The organism is Amycolatopsis stemonae, from assembly GCF_054781455.1.
The window spans coordinates 98,124-115,746 of the sequence record NZ_BAAGUJ010000004.1 but is presented as its reverse complement, the minus strand read 5'-3'; the positions used below and the strand labels follow the sequence as shown (position 1 = coordinate 115,746).

Here is a 17,623-nt window from a genome sequence, read left to right as displayed (position 1 = left end):
CGCGAGCGAATCTCATCGCCTCCGCCGGGGCCCCTTGGACAGGACCGTCCCGGAGAGTGTCACGACGCCGCCGAGACCGGCCAGCACCAGCCCCAGCGGGATGTCCTTGACGAATCCGACGGTGCCCGACGCCCAGATCCCGAACCCGCCGAGCAGCACCAGCAGCCCCGCCACCACGATCGCGCGCCCGGCGTCGTTGACCGTCCCGGCGGTGACCTCCCCGAGGGAGACACCGAAGTCCTGCGGCACCCCTGCGGCGTCCGAGTAGACGGCACCGATCGGCCCGAAGGACAGCTGGTCCCCGTCACGCAGCAGCCGCGCCTCCCGCGCGGCGAGCCGCTGCCCGTTCACCCAGGTGCCGTTGCGCGACCCCGCATCGCTGACCCAGGTGCCACGCGCGTCACGCCGCACCCACGCGTGCCGCGTGCTCACGTGGTCCGAGTGCACCCGCAGGTCCGCATCCGGCCCCCGGCCGACCAGCCACGAACCCCGCCGCACCTCGAGCCTCGCCACGGCGCCGTCGAGCATCTCGATCGTCGCCGCCTCCTGTCGCCCCATCGCCCCTCCCGTCCTGACCCGGCTCCTCTCAGAGCCGGGCCAGGCGCGGAAGATATCCGGCGAACGGGTGAACTTGTCGGACTTTCAGCGACGGCGGTCAGGCTTCGGCCGACTTGGTGCGTATGACCTCAGCTTGGCAGGTGCGTGCCGGGAGAAACGGCGAACGCGACCACGAATCCCTCACTGAAGGCCTCACCATCGTCGGCTGGGGCGGCGTGCCGGATCTCAGCGACTTCGACAGCCGGGAATCGCTGAAGGCCGGGCTCCGCGACTGCTATCCCCAGCGATCCAACTCCGTCCTCGGGAACTGGACCGGCCAGTTGTGGCGCTTCTACCGTGAGATGGCTGAAGGCGACCTTGTCGTGATGCCGCTGAAGAACGTGCGGCGGTTCGCCATCGGGGAGATCACCGGACCGTACCGCTTCCGTGCCGACGCAGTGCCGGAATGCCGCCACGCCCGGCCGGTCCGCTGGCTCCGCACGGACATCGGCACCGCCGAGTTCAAGGCGGATCTGCGCAGCAGCCTCGGCTCGCTCCTGACTGTCTGCCGGCTGACCCGCCACGACGCCGCACATCGGATCGGGGAGATCGCGGCCGGGCGACCCGACCCCGGCTGGCAGCACGCTGCGGCGAACCTCGACCCGGACGCGACCCGAGCCGACCTCTGGGAAGCCGTCGAGATCGGTGACGCGCCCGTCAAGCTCACCGTCCGGGAACTGCTGTCGAAATGGGGTTACCGGCGACGCACCGCAACCTCACTGGTGACCGTCCAGTCCGACCTGGCCGACCGGGGACTTTCGACCCGGCCGCCGTTCACCACGGCCAGGATGGACACGGTCGTCGAGCTGGTCCCGGTCGCCGTCGAGCCGAACACGGCGGATCCGGAGCAGGATTCCCCGGAGGTCGAGGTGCCGGACGACCTGCCAACCAAGTGGATGGTGCGCGCGATCCTGCCCGACGAGCCGGCCATCGAATCCGTCACCGTCGGCAAGCCGCTCGCCGCCGCCGTGACCCTGATGCTGGCCAAGAACTACTCACAGCTGGCGGTGATCACGGAAGACGGCTACTACGCCGGAGCGGTCAGCTGGGAGTCCATCGGGAGGGCCCGCCTGGCGCACCCCGAGCCGACCTTGCAGGACGCCACTGTCCAGGTTCGGGTCATTGGCATCGACGAAGAGCTGTTCGGCCAGATCGACGAGATCTACCGCCGCGGGTACGTCTTCGTCCAAGGAGAGGACCGCCGGACGCTCATCGGCGTCGTGACCGCGAACGACCTGGCTCTGCAGTTCGGCAAGCTCGCCCGGCCGTTCGCCCTGCTCGAAGAGGCCGAGCTGCGGCTTCGCCGGCACACCAAGCGGTGCCTGCCCGAGGACGTGCTGGAGAAAGCGGCACCGAAGTGGGCGAACGGCAACCCGACGTTCGGCAACTACGTGAGTCTCTTCGAGAAGCAGCACCACTTCGACATGCTGAACTGGCCGCTCGATCACGAGGCATTCCTCCAACTGCTCCGGGACGCGCGCCGGATCAGGAACGAGCTGATGCACTTCTCCGGCGACGAGATCCAGGACCAGGATCTCGCCGCCATCGAAGGGTTCTGCTCGACGATCAAAGCCGTCGACCAGATCGCGCACTGAACTCGTCAGGACGGCTTCGGCGCCTCCTCCGGTGCCTTCACCCGTTCCAGCAGCAGCTGGGCCACATCGCGGACATCGACGTTCTCCGCCTTCTGCTCGCTCTGCCGCTGCACCAGCCCATCGGTCAGCATCACCCGGCAGAACGGGCAGCCCGTCACGATCGTCTCGGCGTCCGTGGCGATCGCCTCGTCCACGCGCTCCAGGTTGATGCGCTTGCCGATCTGCTCTTCCATCCACATGCGGGCGCCGCCCGCGCCGCAGCAGAGGGCCCGGTCCGCGTGGCGGGGCATCTCCGTCAACGAGGCGCCCGCCGCGCCGACCAGCTCGCGCGGGGGCGTGTAGACCTTGTTGTGGCGGCCCAGGTAGCACGGGTCGTGGTAGGTCACGCGCGGGCCGTCCTCGACCGGCTTGACCGGGGTCAAGACGCCCGAGCGGACCAGGCGGTTCAGCAGCTGCGTGTGGTGGACCACCTCGTAGTGGCCGTCCAGGTCCGGGTACTCGCGGCTCAGGGTGTTGAGGCAGTGCGGGCACGTCGTGACGATCTTGCGCAGCCGGGGCTCGCGGCCCTCGAACACGGCGTTGAGCGTCTCCGCCGTCTGCTGGGCCATCATCTGGAACAGGAACTCGTTGCCCGCGCGGCGCGCCGGGTCACCGGTGCACGACTCCTCCTTGCCGAGGACCACGTACTTGACGCCGGCGATGTGCAGCAGCTCGGCCGTCGCGCGGACGGTCTTGCGGGCGTTGTCGTCGAACGCGCCCGCGCAGCCGACCCAGTAGACGTATTCGACGTCTTCGGCGAGCTCGCCGTCGAACACCGGGACGTCGAAGCCGAGGTCCTTCGTCCAGGCCAGGCGCTCGGAGTTGTTCTGGCCCCACGGGTTACCCTTGGTCTCCAGGTTCTTGAACAGCCCGCCCAGCTCGGTCGGGAACGCCGACTCGATCATCACCTGGTAGCGGCGCATGTCGACGATGTGGTCGACGTGCTCGATGTCGACCGGGCACTGCTCGACGCACGCACCGCACGTGGTGCACGACCAGAGCACGTCCGGGTCGATGACGCCGCCGTCGGCCTCCGGGCCGACCAGCGGGCGCGCGTCCTCGTGCTCCTTGCCCGCGAGGATGTAGGGCGCCTCCTCGAACAGGTTGTCGCGCAGCCCCATGATGAGCAGCTTGGGCGACAACGGCTTCCCGGTGTTCCACGCCGGGCACTGCGACTGGCAGCGGCCGCACTCGGTGCACGTCGCGAAGTCGAGCATGCCTTTCCACGTGAAGTCGCCGATCTTGCCGCGGCCGAACGTGTCGTCCTCGCCCGGGTCCTCGAAGTCGATCGGCTTGCCGGCCGACTCCATCGGCAGCAGCGGGCCGAGGGCGTCCGGCAGCCGCTTCGCCGAGACGTTGATCGGCGCGACGAAGATGTGCAGGTGCTTGGAGTAGAGCACGATCGACAGGAACACCAGCATGACGCCGATGTGCAGCAGCAGCCCGACCGTTTCGAGCACCTCGGTCGTCGAGTGGCCCAGCGGTTCCAGGAGGTTCCCGACCCCGAGCGAGACGTACGCGCCGTTGTCGTAGGGGAAGTTGCCGGACGCCGAGGAGGCGCCGCGGAAGAAGAACATCGTCCAGACGACGTTGAAGATCATGAACAGGATCAGCCACGCGCCGCCGGTGTGCGAGCCGTAGAAGCGCGACGCGCGGTCCTTGCGCTCGGGGGCCTGCCGGATCCGGATCACGGTGAACACGCCCAGGGAGACGGCCACCATGACGGCGATGAAGTCCTGGAGGAAGCCGAGCACGGCCCAGTGGCCGATCCACGGGATCGCGAACCGCTCGTCGAACAACGCGCCGTACGCCTCGAGGTACACCGAAGCGAGGATCACGAAGCCCCAGAACGTGAAGAAGTGCGCCAGGCCGGGCACGGACCACTTCAGGAGCTTGCGCTGGCCGAACACTTCGCGCACCTGGGCGAAGAGGCGGGCCCCCAGCTCGTCCGACCGCTTGTAGTCGGGCTGGCCGGCCTTGATCAGCCGGTACAGGAAGGCCACTCGCTTGCCGGCGACGGCGAGGCCGACGACCGTCATGAGCAGGCCGAGGATGAGACGAACGAGCACGAGTCCTCCGGACGTACTGTGAAGGACCGGCTCAGTGCGAGCCGGTGTAGTACCGGCACGCCTTGCACGCGTACCGCATCTTCGCGACCCGCCAGTGTTTCCGGTACAGATCGAGGTCGGCCGACCGGCGGACGCCGAGGCGCTGGTAGCGCCCCGGACGGCGGCGGCCGGTTTCGTACTGCTCGGTCGCCCGGCCGAGGTGGGCGCGCCGCAGCACGCACCCCCGCGTCCGGCAGCGGCCGAGCGCGCCGCGGCAGAAGCGGTGCAGCAGCACCAGGTCTCCGCCGACTTCTTCGACGACGCCGTAGCCGGGGTGGTCGCCCCGCCCGGTGAGCCGCACCGGAAGCCCGCAGTACCCGCACTTGAGGGTGCAGGAGAGGCAGCCCGCGATGTGCCTGAGCCGCAGCTCGCGCCGGTCCTGTTCGCGCGGGTCTCCGGAACGGGGTCCTCGGACGCGCGACGCCATGGGGCCTCCTCCGGCGACTGTGATCGGCACCACTGACTACTGGAGGGTAATGAGGAGGTCACTTCACGCGACAGGACCAAACAGCCTAGTTACATTGCGCCGTTCGGCGTAAAAATCGAGGCAAGGATGACCTTACTGTCCGTATGGCGGACGCTGCTGTCGCGAAAATCGTACGTTCGGCCCTGCTGTCCCGGGCGTGGCCCCCGCCACAATCCGGGCATGACGTATCGCCCCGTCCCGTACCGGCCGGCCCGGCTCCCCGCCGCCGAAGCCGTCGCCGAGTCCGCCGCCCTGCGCCGCCGGATGGAAGCGCGGCGCTCGGTCCGGATGTTCTCCCCCGACCCGGTTCCCGAGCGCGCGGTGCTCGACGCGATCGCGGTGGCCTCGACGGCGCCGAGCGGGGCGCACCAGCAGCCGTGGACGTTCGTCCTCGTCACGGATCCCGCGGTGCGGCGAAGGATCCGCGAAGCGGCCGAAGCGGAGGAACGGGTCTCCTACGACGGCCGGCTCGGCGAGGAGTGGCTCGACGCGCTGCGGCCGCTGGGCACGGACGCGGTCAAGCCCCACCTGACCGACGCGCCCTACCTGATCGTCGTGTTCCAGCAACGGTTCGCGCTCTCCGCCGACGGCGGCGTCCGCAAGCACTACTACGTCGACGAGTCGGTCGGCATCGCGGTCGGCATGCTGCTGACGGCGTTGCAGGTGGCCGGGCTCGCCGCCCTGACGCACACGCCGTCGCCGATGCGGTTCCTCGGCGAGCTGCTGGGCCGGCCCCGCAACGAACGGGCGTTCGCGGTGATCCCGGTGGGCTACCCGGCCGACGACTGCGCGGTGCCGGACCTGCGGCGCAAGGCGCTCGACGAGGTTCTCGTCAGGATTTGAGGCCGCCCGGCAGCTCGGCGAACAGCGGGCCCGACAACCGGTCCGCGCCGCGCTCCCGCCACCACTCGGCCTGCTCCCAGGAGTCGACCCCGGCCACGCCGACCTCGGCGCCGGCGGCGTGCGCGGCCTCGATCAGGGCCACCAGCGAGCCCGTCACCAGCGGGTGCTCCCGGCGCGCCGCCAGCGAGGCCGCGACGCGCACGGCGCCGGCCGCGAGCTCGGTCAGGCAGGTGACGTCGGCGAAGTCGTGGATCTCCGCCACGACCCCGATTTCCGCCAGCACCTTGAGGTTGTCGGCCGCGTCGCCGGTGTCGGCGAGCAGGGACGCCGCCGGGAAGCCGGGCCGCAGGCGGTCCGGCGCCAGGCCGGTGGCCTCCAGCACACCGCGGATCTCGCCGACCAGCTCGGGATCCGAGGCCTGGTGCGGGGTCAGCTCGACGGTCAGCGGCAGGCCGACGTCCGCGGCCGCGAGGTGCTCGGCCGCCGTGCGCAGCAGCCACGCGCCCAGCGGCAGCGCCAGCCCGGTCTCCGCCGCGAGCCGCACGCACGTCTCGTGCGGCAGCACGCCTTCGGCCGGGTGGTTCCAGCGCATCCGCGCCTCGACGCCGTGGACCGAGCCGTCCGCCGCGGAGGTCAGCGGGCGGAAGCCGACCTCGATCTCGCCGGTCTCCCACGCGCCCGCCATCGCCGCGGCGAGGCCGAAGTCGTGCCGGTCGCGGCGGTCCAGCTCGCGGTCGAACAGGCCCCACTGGTTCCCGGCCCGCTGGACGCGCCGCAGCGTCAGGTCCGACGCGCGCAGCAGCTCGTCCGGCGCGACGTCGCGCGGCGGGCGGTGCACGACGCCGATGCTGGCCGAGACGGCGACGCCGCGCTGCCCGTCGACGTACTCCGGTTCCGCGAGCTCGTGGGTGATCCGGCGGACGAGCGTCACCACGTCCGGCGTGTTTTCCGCGTTCTGCACCAGCACGCCGAATTCGTCGCCGCCGAGGCGGGCGACGAGCGCCTTCTCGCCGTCGAAGACCGTCTTCAGCTTCGCCGCGACCCCGCGCAGCACCCGGTCGCCGAGCTCCTGGCCGAGCCCGCCGGTGATCTGCGAGAAGCCGTCCAGGTCCAGGTGGAACAGCGTCACGCCGCGAGACGCGTCCGCGTCGCGAAGGAGGTTTTCCAGGCGGGTGCCGAAGAACTGCCGGTTCGGCAGCCCCGTGAGCACGTCGTGCAGCGCCTGGTGGGACAGCCGCCGCTGCAGCAGCGAGACCTCGGTGTCGTCGTCGACGATCGTGATCAGCTGCCGGGGCGTGCCGACCGCGTCGCGGATCACGGACGCGGCGAACGTGGCCCACATCGGCTCGCCGTCGCTGCCGACCAGGCGGCGGCCGACGCGCAGCCGGTGCAGCCGGCCGGCGACCAGCTCCCGGTAGGCCTCGCGCAGCTGCTCGACCTCGTCCGGGTGCACCAGGTCGAACAGGGTCAGCGCGGCGATCTCGGCCGGCGTGCGGTTGAGCGTCTTGGCGAGTGCCGCGTTGGCCCGCAGCACCCGGCCGTCCAGCTCGGTGAGCGCGACACCGCTGGCCGAACCGGCGAAGACCTCCTCGAACTGCGCGCGCGTGATGACCTGCTTCGCCCGCGTCTCCTGCTCGACCTTCAGCAACGCGCGGCTCAGGCCCTCTTGGCGTTTCTGGATGTCCTCGCGCAGCATCTCGCCGTAGCCGGAGCTGAGCGCGCCGAGCACCAGCACCACCCGCTCGGCCAGGTCGTCGACCCGGCGCAGCTCCGGCTCGCGCAGCAGCGCCTTCCCGAGCACCTCCAGGCTGCGACGCAGGCTGTCGGCGCCGACGCAGCGCAGCTCGACCAGCCGCCCGCCCGCGGCGGCCGCGTCCTCGAGGCGCGGCGGGTCGCTCGCGACGGCCTCGAACAGCCGGCCCACCAGGACCGACAGCTCACGCTCGATTTCTTCGGGCGTGTGCGGCAGGTACGCGGTGGTGCTGATCAGGTAGCCCCACTTGCGCGCGAGGGTGCCGAGCCGTCGCGCCGCTCGTTCGGCGGACGGCTTCTTCCGCGGGACCTCACCACGGGGATGGGGAGCAGTCACGTCAGCCTGTCCTGGGTTCTACGCAGACACTCCGGTTCGGGTAGCCGATATATCTTGGCGCGAATTCGTGTCCGGCGCACGAAACAGCATTCATCCAATCGAGTGATAACCCTGCGGAGCGATCTCGAGCTGATCCCGCAGCCACGACCGGGTGGCGTCACGGTATTCGCCGGCGTTCTCGTGCAACGCAACGGAATGACCCGCACCCGGAAGGACGTACATCGACAGTTTCGACGGATCGGCGTAATACGGCGCTTCCTGCGCGCGAAGGACGTTCGGGTCCGCGCAGTCACGCAGGGCGAGCAAACCGCAGAAAAGGACGTCCTTTTCCCCCACCACCTGGAAAACCGGTACGGTAATCCCCTTCGTCGCCGGCAAGACGATCCCGAACAGGGCCACCGTGCCCATACCGGGCACGGAGACCTGGTCCTTGGTGGCTTCGTCGGCGGCGATCACGCCCGGGTCGGCGTCCCCGGCCGCGTAGAACAGCCCGGCCCGCGCGCCCGGCCGCGTCGTGAAGTACAGCGGGTCGCTGCCGACCTGGCCGAGCTGGCCGTCGAGGAACGCGGGCTGCAGGCCCAAAGCCGCGCCGAGGGCCAGCACCGGCAGCGCGGGCAGGTGCGTGATGCCGGTCAGGACCACGCCGTCGACGTCGTGGTAGGTCGACGCCTCCACCGCGACGACCCCGGACCCGACCGAGTGCCCCACGATGACGACCTTCGCGAACGGCACCCCGCCGACGTGCCCGGCACGCAGGTGGCCGACGACCTCGTGCATCGACTCGGCCGCCGCCCAGACCGACAGCGGCAGGCTCAGCGGGTGGCTGCTCTGCCCGGCGCCCAGCTGGTCCGCGGCGAAGGTCGCGTAGCCGTGCGCGGCCATGTCGCGCTGGTAGGAGTAGCGCTCCGGCTCGTACGGCAGGTCCCAGTACGCGCTGTTGTACGTCCCGCCGTGCACGAGGAGCTGGACCGTGTCCGGGGCGTCGCCGCCGGGCAGGCACAGCCGGCCGTGGATCGTCGCGGGCGCGCCCGGCACCAGCGGAGGCAGGCCCGGGCCGCTGACCGGCAGATCCGTGTCGCTGCAGGAGATCGCGGCAGCCTCCGCGGGCATCGCGGCCGTCAGCGAAGCGAGCAGAACACCGCAGGCGAAAAGGGCCGACGTCACCTTTACGGGCAGCTTCACGCCGCACTCCCTCTGAACTCGGACAGGTGAAGGAACTCCGGAACACTACACCCGGTAGCCGAACGGGTACCGTCAGGTCCGGGGCACCACGGTCATCGGCAGCCGGTTCGGCTGCATCGTCGCCTTAAGCTGGGCCCGGACCTTCTTGCCCGGCACGGGAACCAGCCGCCAGCGCGCCCCGATCGTGGCGGCGACGATGCCGATCTCCGTCGGCGCGAACACGTGCCCCGGGCACAGCCGGGCGCCCGCACCGAACGGGATGTACGCGCCCTTCGGCAACTCGGCCGTGTGCCCGGGCGTCCAGCGGTCCGGGTCGAACCGCTCGGGATCGGGGAACCAGCGCGGATCCCGGTGCAGCGTGTGCTGGCTGACCGCGACCTCGCTCCCCGCGGCGATCCTCACGCCGCCGAGTTCGACGTCTTCGCGGGCGCGGCGCATGAGGATCAGCGGCGGCGTGCGGCGGACGATCTCGTTGACGATCTGGTGCGTGTACACCAGGTCCGGCAGGTCCTCGAAGCGCGCGGGCCGGCCGCCGAGGACGTCGTCGACCTCCGCGTGGAACCGCCGTTCGACGTCCGGGTGCTGTCCGAGCTCGTGGAAGAACCAGGCCAGCGCGACGGCGGTGGTCTCGGCGCCGGTGGTGAGGATCGTGATGACCTCGTCGTGCACCTGCCGGTCGGACATGCCTTCGCCGGTGTCCTCGTCGCGGGCCAGCAGCAGCATCGACAGCAGGTCGCCGTGGTCGGCGCCCTGTTCCCGCGCGGTGACGACGGTTTCGCCGATGACGTCGCGCAACCGCGCGGCGGCCGCGTCGAACTTCCGGTTCGGCGGGATCGGCAGCTTCTCGACGAACTTCGGCGAGAACGCCCGGACCAGCACGTACTTCAGCATGATCGGGATCGAGCGCTGGATTTCGGCGAGCGCGTCTTCGCCCAGCGCGGTGGAGAAGAGCGTCTGGCCGGCGATGGTCAGCACGAGGTCCTGCATCCGCCGGTCGACCTGGACGACCTCGCCGGGCCGCCACGAGCTCGCCAGCCCGTCCGCCAGCTTCGTCATGGTGTGCTCGGCGTAGCCCGCGATCCGCGTGCGGCCGAAGGCGGGCATCACCAGCCGGCGCTGACGGCGGTTGAGCTCGCCGTTCGAGGTCGCGAGCCCGTCGCCGAACAGCGGGCGCATCTTGTCGAAGACCAGCCCCTTGTCGAACTTGTCGGCGTCGGTGGCCAGCACCTGCCACGCGAGCTCGGGCGTGGTGACCACGTGCACCGGCAGCGGCCCGAGCCGGAGTTCGACGACATCTCCGTGCGCCGGAAGGGAAGTGAAGAGCTTCAGCGGGTCGCGCAGGAGCGCCACCGAATGCCCGAGCACGGGCCGGCGGCCGGGCACGGGACGCGCGTCGGTCATGTCGCGTCACCCTAACGGGGCGGCCGGGCCGCCGAGCGCGAGTCCACACGAACGGAGGAGGGCGCTACACTCCGACACCTCGAATCGAGGGTGGGAGGTCCCGTGACCGGGGAGCTGAGCTGGGTACCGCCGGAGATCGACACCGCGGTGCCGAACCCGGCGCGGGTGTACGACTTCTGGCTCGACGGCGACCACAACTTCGCCGCCGACCGGGCCCTCGGGGAGCAGATCCTCAAGATCATGCCGGGTGTGCGCGACGCGGCCCGCCTCAACCGCGCGTTCCTGCGCCGCGCGGCGAAGTTCATGGTGGACTCCGGCGTCCGCCAGTTCCTCGACGTCGGCTCCGGCATCCCGACCGTGGGGAACCTGCACGAGATCGTCCAGCAGGCCGACCCGTCGTGCCGCGTGGTCTACGTCGACCGCGAACCGGTGGCCGTGGCGCACAGCGAACTGCTGTTGCAGGACAACGCCGGCTGCGCGGTGCTGCAGGCTGATCTACGCGACGTGAACGACATCTTCGACGGCGCGGGCAAGCTGCTGGACCTCGACGAGCCGGTCGGCGTGTTCATGTTGCTGCTGCTGCACTTCGTGCCGGACTCGTGGGACCCGGTGGGCATCCTGGCCCGCTACCGCGACCGCCTGGCCCCGGGCAGCTTCCTGGCGGTCTCGCACGTCGCGGCCGACTCCGAGTCGGAGCGGCTCGACGAGGCGGTCGAGGTGTACAAGAGCAACCAGGACCAGCAGAACCAGCCGGTCCCCCGCACGCACGACGAGGTCCTCGCCTTCTTCGACGGCTTCGAGATGGTCGAGCCGGGTGTGGTCGGCTGCGCGATGTGGAAGCCCGAAGGCGTCGGCGACATGTCCGAGGACCCGGCGATCAACACGCTGCCCTATGCCGGGGTCGGCCGGAAACCCTAGTCACCGCACCAAGTTCACCGGCCCGTCGAACGCGAGGCAGACGTCGTGGCGGCCGGTCACGGTGGTCAGGCCGGCTGTCACCGACGTGGAGGCGTAGTGGTCCCCGGTGGACGGTACCGCGGCCGCGCCCAGGACCCGGCCGGTCGGCGAGTCCAGCCGGACGGTGACGTGCGCGGACTCCATTGTGGACACCGAGGCCGTGAACCGTGACGGTCCGGCCAAGGCGACATCGCGGTAGACGAGCCAGCTGCCGGAGGCGGCCGCCACCGACGTGCCCGCCGTCTTCGCCGTGTCCGTCAGCGTCGTCCCGGAGTAGGCTGAGGTCGCGCGGCGCCGGCCGCTCGCCCGGCACGGAAACCCGCTGCGCCGCGGAGAGGTCGGTGGCGTTGCGGCCCACCGCGAAGTCGTAGTCACCGGCCATCACCGCGGATCGGCCCAGCGAAGCGTTCCAGGCGGCCAGGTCGGCCACGGGCACCGAGAACCGCACGGTGCGCGTATCGCGCGGCGCCAGTGTCACGCGCGAGAAGTCCCGCAGCCGCTGCACGCCGGACGCCTTCGAGTACAGCTGGACGACGTCGGTGCCGGAACGGGCGCCGCTGTTCGTCACGTCGACACTGACCTGGACCGCCGGACCGGCGAGCGAAGCACGGATCGCGCCGTAGTGGAAGCTCGTGTAGCCGAGCCCGAAGGGGTACAACGGCTTCCCGCGGTAGTACTCATACGTCATACCGGTCTTCGCGATGTCGTAGTCAAGGGTGCTCGGCAACCCGGCGTCGGCGGCGTACCAGGTCTGGGTCAGCCGCCCGCTCGGGCCGTGGTCGCCGAAGAGCACGTCCGCCAGCGCGTGCCCGGTTTCCTGCCCCGCGTGGCTCGTCCAGTGATGAACGGCATGCTGCCGACCACGACCGCCGCCGTGTCGGCACCCCGTGCCGCGGCGACCGCGTCGGAGACGCCGCCGCGCCGCACGACGCGGCCGAACTTCGTCGCGTGGGCCGCGTCGGGCGCGGAGATCGTGAGGATCCCGTCGGCGCCGACGACGGCGTAGCGGTCCGGGCCGAACCACGGTTCGGTCACCTCGTTGCCCGCGTACTCGAGCACGGAGCTGCCGTCGGGCTGCGGGTCGAGCTTGAGCTGCTGCTGCACGAACCAGCCGATGGGCTGGTCGGCGTCGTTCACCAGGGCCCCGCCCGAATAGCTCGGGTACTTGCCGTTCGCCGCCGCGCGCAGGGTGTTCTTGCCCGCGCCCCAGTCGAAGGACTCCGCCGGGCCCGCCGTGGTTCCGCCCGCGGTCACCTTGCCCGGCGCCGCGGGCGCGGTCAGGTACCGGCCGGTCGCGAGGTCGTTCAGCGCGATCCGGTCGACGCCTTCGGAGGACGTCACCGGGGCGCCGAGCCGCGCCGAGATGCCCTGCTTCGGCGTCACGCGGTAAGTCATCGCGCCGCTGTACCAGTCTTCGTACAGGGTGTCCGACAGCGGGCCGACGACGGCGACCTTCTTCTACGCGGTCGCGAGCCGCCCGGTGAGGTACGGGTCCTCCGAGTAGCCCTCTTCGTTGCGGCCCCAGCGCGGGTCGCGCAGCAGGTTCACCACCGGCGCCCAGAGGTTGAGGCCCCACAGCGCCGGGTTGCGCGCGCTGAACCCGCGCGCCTCCTCCCCGACGGCCGTGCCGACCCGCTTCACCAGCGCGAGTCCCAGGTCGTGGCCAGGCCGACGGCCTGCGGAACACCGTGCCGTCGGCCTTCACGACCGCGCCGTTGTCGTCGTGGTCGGTCGACCACGCGACGCCGTGCAGCGCTTCCGTCCCGGTTTTGAACACGCCGACGCCCAGCCGCGGGATGGCGGGCTCGGACTGGTGCAGCAGCGAGATCTTCTCGTCCGCCGTGAGCCGGGACAGCAGGTCGTCGATCCGCGTCGCGAGCGGCAGGGCCGGGTCGCGGAACGGCATCGGCGGTGCCGCCGGCGCGGGCACCAGCAGGGTCGCGGTCAGCACGGGCACGAGGGCGCGGCGGAGCGGGAACTGGCGCACGGACGGCCTCCCGAATTCGTCGAATCGTTTCGACAGCACGGCGCGGATAAAGACGCCGGAGGTGAGGATGGTGACGACCATTACAGCCGCCCGAGTACCCGGTCAAGCCCGCGCTGGGAGCGCACCCAGCAACTCCGGGTCGTCCGGAAATTCGGCCGTTGAGCTGCAGGAAGTCGCGCCATCAGGGACGTTCGAAAGTTTCGACGGAGGTGGTGCTCGTCGAAGGGGAATCGAATATTCGCGGACGGTAAATCACGCTTGTGTTCCGGCCGTCCGTCACTTACCTTCGTGCCACCGTCGATGCGCTTCGACAACCTCTGCTCGCCCCGTCCCCAGGAGGCCGCCCGTGGTCACGATCAACGACGTCGCCACGGCGGCGGGCGTGGCACCGAGCACGGTGTCCTACGTGATCAGTGGCAAGCGCTCGATCTCGCCGAAGACCCGCCGGCTGGTCGAGGAGAGTATCCGCAAGCTCGGGTACCACCCGCACGCCGGGGCCCGGGCGCTCGCCAGCAGCAAGACGAACGTGCTGGCCCTCGTCGTGCCGCTGCGCACGGACCTCAACGTCGCCGTCGTGATGGAGTTCGTCGCCTCGGCGGTCACCGCGGCCCGCGCGCACGACCACGACCTGCTCCTGCTCACGAAGGACGAAGGACCCGCGGCGCTGCAGCGGGTGGCGTCGTCGGCGATCGCCGACGCGCTGATGGTGATGGACGTCGAAGCCGCCGACCCGCGGGTGCCGATGCTCATCGCGCTCGACCGGCCGGTGGTGCTCATCGGCGTGCCCGACCACCCGGCCGGGCTGAGCTGCGTGGACCTGGACTTCACCGCCGCCGGTTCGGCGTGCGTCGCGCACCTGGCCGAGCTCGGCCACCGCTCGATCGCGCTGATCGGCCCCTCCCCCGCCGTCTACCGGCGCGGCACGAGCTACGCGACCCGGTTCCTGCGCGGGTTCGACGATGCCGCGAAGAGCCACGACGTCCGCGCGACCAACCGGCCGTGCGCCCACTCCTACGAAGCGGTGAGCGCCTGCCTCGACGAGCTGCTCGCCGCCGACCCGGATCTGACGGGCCTGGTCGTGCACAACGAAGCCGTCCTGCCCGGGCTGCTCTCCGACCTGCGCCACCGCGGCCTGCGGGTGCCCGAGGACATCTCCGTCGTCGCGGTCTGCCCGGACACCATGGCCGAGCAGCACCCGGTCGCGCTGACCACCGTCGCGATCCCGGCCGAGGAGGTCGGGGCCCAGGCCGTCGAGATGACCGTGCGCCGGCTCGCCGGCCACACCACCCCGGAGGTCCGGCTGCTCGGGCCCCGCCTCACCCGGCGCGCCAGCACCGCCGCGCCGCGCGCCTGACCGGTTCTGCTCCAGCGCCGAAGGAGGATCACCATGTCCCTACCCCGTCGCGCCCTCGTCCTGGCCGCGAGCGCCGCGCTCGCCGCCGCCTGCAGCCCCAGCCCCGCCACCCCGCCGGCCGGCTCGGGTGCCGCGTCCGCGTCGTCCATCACCGAGCTCGACTACTACGCCGACGAGCAGGGCTCCGCGGCGTGGCAGAAGATCCTCGACGCCTGCGCGTCGCAGACCGGCATCAAGGTCGAGCGCCAGACCGTGCCGACCGCGCAGATGCTGCCGAAGGTGCTGCAGGGCGCGAGCTCGAAGACGCTGCCGGACCTGCTCTTCACCGACAACCCGACGCTGCAGCAGGTCGCCGCCACCGGCGCGCTGACTCCCCTCGACGGCTACGGCATCACCACCGAGGGGTACTACGACAGCATCGTGAAGGCCGGGACCTACCAGGGCAAGGTGTACGGCGTCGCCCCCGGCGTCAACGGCCTCGCGCTGATCTACAACAAGGACCTCCTGGCCGCGGCCGGGGTCCAGCCACCCCGGACGTGGGACGAGCTGAAGGCCGCCGCGGCGAAGCTCACCAAGGACGGCAAGTACGGCCTCGCGTTCTCGGCGATCCCGTCCGAAGAGGGCACCTGGCAGTTCCTCCCGTTCTTCTGGAGCACCGGCGCCGAACTGTCGCAAGTGGACTCCGCGCAGGCCGTGAAAGCGCTTCGATTCGTCACGGACCTCGTGAACTCCGGCTCGGCGTCCAAGTCCGTGGTGACCTGGAACCAGAACGACGTCGCGGACCAGTTCGTCGCGGGCAACGCGGCGATGATGGTCAACGGGTCGTGGAACCTGGCCCGGCTCGACGAGCAGAAGTCGCTGCACTACGGCGTCGTGCCGATCCCGGTGCCGCAGGCGGGCGCGAAGCCGGTGGTCGCGCTCGGCGGCGAGGTCGGGACCGTGCCCGTCACCAGCGGGCCGGCGCAGCAGGCCGCCGGGAAGGTGCTCTCCTGCATCCTGTCCGAGCCGACGATGCTGCAGTGGAGCAAGGCGCACGCCTACGTCCCGTCGAAGACGGCCGCGGCCACGAAGTTCGGCGCCGAGCAGCCGGCGATGCAGGCGTTCGTCGACGAGGTCGGCTCGGCCCGCTCCCGCACCGCCGAACTCGGCGAGAAGTACCCGAAGGTCTCGCAGGCGCTGGCCGACGCGATCCAGGAGGCGCTGACCGGGAAGCAGCCGGCCGACCAGGCCCTGAAGGCGGCCCAGCAAGCGAGCGGGTCGTGACGCTGGCCGCCCCGGCCGTCGCGGCCCCGCCCCGCGCCGGCCGGAAGCCCCGGCGGGACAACCGGTTCGCCGCCTGGCTGTTCCTGCTGCCCGCGCTGGCCTACCTCGCGGTCTTCTTCGGCTATCCCCTGGCCGCGAACGTCGTGATGAGCACCCAGAACTACACGGTCAAGTCGTTCTACACCGGCGAAGCGCCCTTCGTCGGCTTCGCCAACTACTCGGCCGTCTTCGACAACCCCCTGTTCTCGACGGCCGCGCTCACCACCGTCCTGTTCACCGCCGGGTCGCTCGTCTTCCAGTTCGGCCTCGGCTTGGCGCTCGCGGTGTTCTTCAGCGGCCGGTTCCCCGGCAGCTCCCTGCTGCGCTCGCTGCTCCTGCTGCCGTGGCTGCTGCCGCTGGTGGTGAGCGGCGCGGTCTGGCGGTGGATGTTCGACCAGGACCACGGCGTGCTGAACGCGGCCCTGCGCCTGTTGGGCCTCGACGCGGTGCCGTGGCTGAGCAGCACCGGCTGGGCGCTGCCCGCGGTGATCCTCACCAACGTCTGGATCGGCATCCCGTTCAACCTCGTCATCGTGCACGGCGGGCTGCGCGCGATCCCGGCGTCGCTCTACGAAGCCGCGTCGCTGGACGGCGCGGGCGCGTGGCAGCGGTTCCGGCACATCACCTGGCCGCTGCTGCGGCCGGTCACCGGGATCGTGCTCATGCTCGGGCTGGTCTACACGATCAAGGTGTTCGACGTCATCATGGTCGTCACCGGCGGCGGGCCGGCCAACGCGACCCAGACGCTCACCACGTGGTCCTACCGGCTGTCGTTCCAGGACTTCGCGTTCGGGCAGGGCGCCGCGGTCGGCAACGTCCTCATCGTCGTCGCGACGGTGTTCGGGCTGCTGTACCTGCGTTCGGCGAAGGCGACGCTGGCCGAGGCGGCGTCGTGAAGGCCCGGACGGTCTTCGGCGTCCTGATCGTCGCGGTCCTGCTGTTCCCGCTGTACTGGATGGTCAACGCGTCGCTGCAGCCCAGCGGCGCGCTCCTGCGCCCGGACCCGGCGTTCTTCCCGGTCGGCGGCACCCTGGACGGCTACCGGAAGGCGTTGTCCTCCCAAGGCCCGCACCTGCTCTCCAGCGTCGTCGTCGCGCTCGGCACGGTGGCCGTGTCGCTGGCGATCGCCGCGCCCGCGTCCTACGCGCTGGCGCAGCTCAAGGTCCGCGGCGGCCCGGTGCTGGTGTTCGTGCTGCTCATCGTGCAGATGATCCCGGGCATCGTGATGGCCAACGCGCTCTACACCGTGTTCGGCAACCTCGGCCTGATCGACAACTACCTCGGGCTGGTCCTCGCCGACTCGACCGCGACCATCCCGTTCGCCGTGCTCCTGTTGCGCGCGTTCATGATCTCCGTGCCGCGAGAGCTGACCGAAGCGTCCCGAGTGGACGGTGCCGGGCACTGGCGGACGTTCTTCTCGATCGTCCTCCCGGTCAGCCGCAACGCGCTCGTGACGGCCGGGCTGTTCGCGTTCCTGTTCGCCTGGGCGGACTTCCTGTTCGCCGTCACCCTCACCACCGGGCAGTCGTTCGAACCCGTCACGGTGGGCATCTACCGGTTCGTCGGCAACCAGTCCGCCGACTGGAACGGGATCATGGCCACCGCCGTCCTCGCCGCGATCCCCGCGGCCGTCCTGCTCGTCGTCGCCCAGCGGTACGTCGTCGCCGGGCTGACCAGCGGCGCCGTCAAAGACTAAGGAGACC

General features: G+C 70.9%; 17 protein-coding genes and 2 pseudogenes. 8 read left to right on the top strand and 11 right to left on the bottom strand.

The annotated features are described in order from the left end of the window. Positions 1-12: 12 nt before the first annotated feature. The gene (locus tag ACYVLJ_RS16395; protein ID WP_460439225.1) at positions 13-558 is read right to left on the bottom strand and encodes an FHA domain-containing protein; all 546 of its coding nucleotides are present in this window, start codon (positions 556-558) and stop codon (positions 13-15) included. A 140-nt stretch (positions 559-698) separates the two neighbouring features. Here ACYVLJ_RS16395 and ACYVLJ_RS16390 point away from each other — a divergent pair, with 140 nt between their 5' ends. Then, complete coding sequence (locus tag ACYVLJ_RS16390; protein WP_460439224.1) at positions 699-2,192, top strand: CBS domain-containing protein; 1,494 nt, start codon at positions 699-701, stop codon at positions 2,190-2,192. Positions 2,193-2,197: 5 nt separating this feature from the next. On the opposite strand, the gene ACYVLJ_RS16385 is transcribed toward ACYVLJ_RS16390, so the two are convergent. Both ACYVLJ_RS16385 and ACYVLJ_RS16380 read right to left on the bottom strand, forming a co-directional pair. Then, entirely contained in the window at positions 2,198-4,300 is a 2,103-nt protein-coding gene (locus ACYVLJ_RS16385) for a (Fe-S)-binding protein (RefSeq protein ID WP_460439223.1), read from the bottom strand. A gap of 31 nt (positions 4,301-4,331) precedes the next feature. After that, on the bottom strand, positions 4,332-4,766 hold the full coding sequence (locus ACYVLJ_RS16380) for a hypothetical protein (RefSeq protein WP_460439222.1): 435 nt from the start codon (positions 4,764-4,766) through the stop codon (positions 4,332-4,334). A 219-nt stretch (positions 4,767-4,985) separates the two neighbouring features. Here ACYVLJ_RS16380 and ACYVLJ_RS16375 point away from each other — a divergent pair, with 219 nt between their 5' ends. Further along, a complete protein-coding gene (locus ACYVLJ_RS16375; RefSeq protein ID WP_460439221.1) occupies positions 4,986-5,648 on the top strand; it encodes a nitroreductase family protein in 663 nt (220 codons plus the stop codon). Here the strand turns inward: ACYVLJ_RS16375 and ACYVLJ_RS16370 are convergent. The 3 genes from ACYVLJ_RS16370 to ACYVLJ_RS16360 form a co-directional block, all read right to left on the bottom strand. Then, entirely contained in the window at positions 5,638-7,737 is a 2,100-nt protein-coding gene (locus ACYVLJ_RS16370) for a putative bifunctional diguanylate cyclase/phosphodiesterase (protein WP_460439220.1), read from the bottom strand. The genes ACYVLJ_RS16375 and ACYVLJ_RS16370 overlap by 11 nt on opposite strands. A gap of 90 nt (positions 7,738-7,827) precedes the next feature. After that, positions 7,828-8,919, bottom strand: a complete 1,092-nt coding sequence (locus ACYVLJ_RS16365) for an alpha/beta hydrolase (RefSeq protein ID WP_460439219.1) — start codon at positions 8,917-8,919, stop codon at positions 7,828-7,830. 72 nt (positions 8,920-8,991) lie between these two features. Next, on the bottom strand, positions 8,992-10,320 hold the full coding sequence (locus ACYVLJ_RS16360; protein WP_460439218.1) for a cytochrome P450 family protein: 1,329 nt from the start codon (positions 10,318-10,320) through the stop codon (positions 8,992-8,994). 102 nt (positions 10,321-10,422) lie between these two features. Here ACYVLJ_RS16360 and ACYVLJ_RS16355 point away from each other — a divergent pair, with 102 nt between their 5' ends. After that, complete coding sequence (locus tag ACYVLJ_RS16355) at positions 10,423-11,238, top strand: SAM-dependent methyltransferase (RefSeq protein WP_451980023.1); 816 nt, start codon at positions 10,423-10,425, stop codon at positions 11,236-11,238. Here the strand turns inward: ACYVLJ_RS16355 and ACYVLJ_RS16350 are convergent, their stop codons facing one another. Beyond that, entirely contained in the window at positions 11,239-11,505 is a 267-nt protein-coding gene (locus tag ACYVLJ_RS16350) for a carbohydrate-binding protein (RefSeq protein WP_460439217.1), read from the bottom strand. A gap of 178 nt (positions 11,506-11,683) precedes the next feature. Further along, positions 11,684-11,755 (bottom strand): annotated as a pseudogene (locus tag ACYVLJ_RS16345) (hypothetical protein); the annotation flags it as partial. Here ACYVLJ_RS16345 and ACYVLJ_RS16340 point away from each other — a divergent pair. Continuing rightward, positions 11,727-11,900, top strand: a complete 174-nt coding sequence (locus ACYVLJ_RS16340) for a hypothetical protein (protein WP_460439216.1) — start codon at positions 11,727-11,729, stop codon at positions 11,898-11,900. The pseudogene ACYVLJ_RS16345 and the gene ACYVLJ_RS16340 overlap by 29 nt on opposite strands. Before the next feature lie 71 nt (positions 11,901-11,971). Here ACYVLJ_RS16340 and ACYVLJ_RS16335 read toward each other — a convergent pair. The 3 genes and pseudogenes from ACYVLJ_RS16335 to ACYVLJ_RS16325 form a co-directional block, all read right to left on the bottom strand. Further along, positions 11,972-12,070: pseudogene (locus ACYVLJ_RS16335) on the bottom strand (hypothetical protein); the annotation flags it as partial. Further along, positions 12,034-12,672: a hypothetical protein gene (locus tag ACYVLJ_RS16330; RefSeq protein ID WP_460439215.1), complete on the bottom strand. Its 639-nt coding sequence runs from the start codon at positions 12,670-12,672 to the stop codon at positions 12,034-12,036. The pseudogene ACYVLJ_RS16335 and the gene ACYVLJ_RS16330, both read right to left, overlap by 37 nt. Before the next feature lie 63 nt (positions 12,673-12,735). After that, the gene (locus ACYVLJ_RS16325; protein ID WP_460439214.1) at positions 12,736-12,918 is read right to left on the bottom strand and encodes a glycoside hydrolase family 3 N-terminal domain-containing protein; all 183 of its coding nucleotides are present in this window, start codon (positions 12,916-12,918) and stop codon (positions 12,736-12,738) included. Between the two features lie 692 nt (positions 12,919-13,610). Between ACYVLJ_RS16325 and ACYVLJ_RS16320 the strand changes: the two genes are divergently transcribed. Genes ACYVLJ_RS16320 through ACYVLJ_RS16305 form a run of 4 tightly spaced genes read left to right on the top strand, consistent with a single transcriptional unit; the run spans position 13,611 to position 17,616 of the window. Next, positions 13,611-14,618, top strand: a complete 1,008-nt coding sequence (locus ACYVLJ_RS16320; protein ID WP_451980009.1) for a LacI family DNA-binding transcriptional regulator — start codon at positions 13,611-13,613, stop codon at positions 14,616-14,618. Between the two features lie 33 nt (positions 14,619-14,651). Continuing rightward, a complete protein-coding gene (locus tag ACYVLJ_RS16315) occupies positions 14,652-15,881 on the top strand; it encodes a sugar ABC transporter substrate-binding protein (RefSeq protein ID WP_460439213.1) in 1,230 nt (409 codons plus the stop codon). Then, the gene (locus ACYVLJ_RS16310) at positions 15,878-16,816 is read left to right on the top strand and encodes a carbohydrate ABC transporter permease (RefSeq protein WP_460439212.1); all 939 of its coding nucleotides are present in this window, start codon (positions 15,878-15,880) and stop codon (positions 16,814-16,816) included. The genes ACYVLJ_RS16315 and ACYVLJ_RS16310 overlap by 4 nt, the downstream gene beginning before the upstream one ends. Next, positions 16,813-17,616 carry a carbohydrate ABC transporter permease gene (locus ACYVLJ_RS16305; protein ID WP_460439211.1) on the top strand — a complete coding sequence of 268 codons (804 nt, stop codon included), beginning with the start codon at positions 16,813-16,815 and terminating at the stop codon, positions 17,614-17,616. Before ACYVLJ_RS16310 ends, ACYVLJ_RS16305 begins: the two co-directional genes overlap by 4 nt. Positions 17,617-17,623: the final 7 nt, after the last annotated feature.

Coding starts and splice junctions, on each gene's coding strand:
- ACYVLJ_RS16395 (WP_460439225.1), bottom strand. CDS start 558: ATGGGGCGACAGGAGGCGGCGACGATCGAGATGCTCGACGGCGCCGTG.
- ACYVLJ_RS16380 (WP_460439222.1), bottom strand. CDS start 4,766: ATGGCGTCGCGCGTCCGAGGACCCCGTTCCGGAGACCCGCGCGAACAG.
- ACYVLJ_RS16375 (WP_460439221.1), top strand. CDS start 4,986: ATGACGTATCGCCCCGTCCCGTACCGGCCGGCCCGGCTCCCCGCCGCC.
- ACYVLJ_RS16360 (WP_460439218.1), bottom strand. CDS start 10,320: ATGACCGACGCGCGTCCCGTGCCCGGCCGCCGGCCCGTGCTCGGGCAT.
- ACYVLJ_RS16330 (WP_460439215.1), bottom strand. CDS start 12,672: ATGACTTACCGCGTGACGCCGAAGCAGGGCATCTCGGCGCGGCTCGGC.
- ACYVLJ_RS16315 (WP_460439213.1), top strand. CDS start 14,652: ATGTCCCTACCCCGTCGCGCCCTCGTCCTGGCCGCGAGCGCCGCGCTC.